General features: G+C 53.6%; 1 protein-coding gene and 2 pseudogenes. 2 read left to right on the forward strand and 1 reads right to left on the reverse strand.

The genetic code is table 11. The annotated features are described in order from the left end of the window. Positions 1–75 precede the first annotated feature (75 nt). Both ACSZO1_RS22295 and ACSZO1_RS22300 read left to right on the forward strand, forming a co-directional pair. Positions 76–951, forward strand: a pseudogene (locus ACSZO1_RS22295) (cytosine permease); the annotation flags it as partial. Between the two features lie 224 nt (positions 952–1,175). Next, a complete protein-coding gene (locus ACSZO1_RS22300) occupies positions 1,176–1,499 on the forward strand; it encodes a hypothetical protein (RefSeq protein ID WP_437616557.1) in 324 nt (107 codons plus the stop codon). Between the two features lie 230 nt (positions 1,500–1,729). On the opposite strand, the pseudogene ACSZO1_RS22305 reads toward ACSZO1_RS22300, so the two are convergent. Further along, positions 1,730–1,849 (reverse strand): annotated as a pseudogene (locus tag ACSZO1_RS22305) (DUF1272 domain-containing protein); the annotation flags it as partial. Between the last annotated feature and the right edge of the window lie 77 nt (positions 1,850–1,926).

The raw sequence follows: 1,926 nt of genomic DNA on the forward strand, positions 1-1,926 counted from the left end.
TAATACAGCTCAGCTAAGGTAAGGCTAATACAGCTAAGGACTCCACTGAACCCCACCGATTAAATCGCACCTTCCCTTACTCTGCTGGTCGCCTTTGGTTTTAAAGCCTTACGGATTACCGCCCGAATTGCAGTGCCGCTGTTTATTTTCCTTGTCGGTTTTATCTCTGTTACCACGCTGTCAGGTGCCAGCATCCATCAGGTGCTCGGCCTGCCGCCTGCGGGAGAACCGGTCACCATCAGTGCCGCGATTACCATGGTCGTGGGCGGCGCGATTGTCGCCAGTCTGATTACTCCGGACCTGACGCGTTATTCCAGAAACAGCAAACAGGTGGCGAATATCACCCTGCTGACGATCATTGCCGGTGAATTTATCGTTAACGGCCTGGCACTGATGATTGCCAAAACCCTGGGCACCGAAGATGTGGTGACCATTATGTCGCAAACCGCAGGCGGCATCGGTCTGCTGGTGGTGGTGTTCTCTACCCTGCGTATTAACGATATTAACCTCTACTCTTCGTCATTAGGCATCGTCAATGCCGTAGAGGGCATCACCGGCATCCGGCTGCGCTATGTCACGACCACGGTCGCGATTGGCCTGCTCGGCACGCTGCTCTCGGTGCTGGGGATTCTGGACCGTTTTGTCGATTTCCTTACCGTGCTGGGTGTGGTGTTCCCACCGGTTATCGGCATCATGCTGGTGGACTATTACCTGTTACGCACTCACCGTGCGGCACTGGACGAATCGGCTAAACGCGGTGAACTGCCGGCAGAGACGCCTGCCATTGGCTGGAGCGCCATCATTGCCAGCATCGCCGGCAGTGTTGTCGGTCTGAGCGTCGAATGGGGTGTACCAACCATTAACTCGCTGGCAGTGGCAGGCGTGCTTTACTGGCTGGTTCAGCAGGTGACGCGCAGCAAACAGGAAAAGCGCCGTTTAGCCGACGGCTGATACCCGGCGACTGCCTGACCCGCCAGTTACAGGTCAGGTAGTCACTGGCGACATTGCGATATATCACCCGCCACGCAGACTTTTCGGTCTGCTGACTGAAACCCGCCACTGCAATGCCCCGTTTCTTTGCCTGGCATTCGCCATACCCGGTAAGAAATGATGGCTATCAGCACGTTTTTGCATTAAAAGAGTGGGTATGGACAGACCCCGGCACGGACAATAGCTTGATTCAACACACCTTAACCATACGACTCTCCTGGCATGTCAGCGAAGCCATGCTGCCAGATCTGCGTGCCTTGCTGCCTGCCGAAGCCATTCAATTCTTTACTAACGACCTTGATGAACAATGGCATCACACTCTGCTGTGTATTCAGAGTGAAGAGAGTTGCGCACTGATTGTTTCCGCGCTGATGCTGTGGCGACTGCTGGGGCGGATTACGTCACTGCAATACAGCAGCAGCATCGCCACCCGGGATATTTCTGCGTCTGACCAGCGTGAGTTATTTGAGTTGCTGCAGCAGCCTGGCGCATTACTGAATGTTGCCTGACGGCAGGCGGGAAATCGGACTAACAGGAAATGTGTTTATCTCGCCCTGGGGCAATTTTCAGGATAAAAACACCGCCGCGATGTGAAGAGTAGCGGATATCGCTGCGAAATAACTCTTTTCTGATCCGCCCGCATAACACCGAGTAATAAATAGACTACGTTTAAGTTGGACCGTTGCTGGTTCATCTTTATGGTGCAGTTTATACCGCCCGGCTTCATGCCGGGCTTTTTTCATGCCACAGGTTTATGCACACGCACAGTGGAAGCCATGAACTTAACCAGCTTATTTGCCGGGCGCACAGGGCGACGTACTAATTCCCCTCCACAATTCGGGCAATGGCCCTGTAAATGGTTCGCGAATTCAGATAATAAGTGCAACGCTTGGTCATGTGGATGGAGGGACGGTTAGCTACCGATAAGCTATCCTG

It is taken from the genome of Erwinia sp. V71, assembly GCF_965644245.1.
GTDB lineage: Bacteria > Pseudomonadota > Gammaproteobacteria > Enterobacterales > Enterobacteriaceae > Erwinia.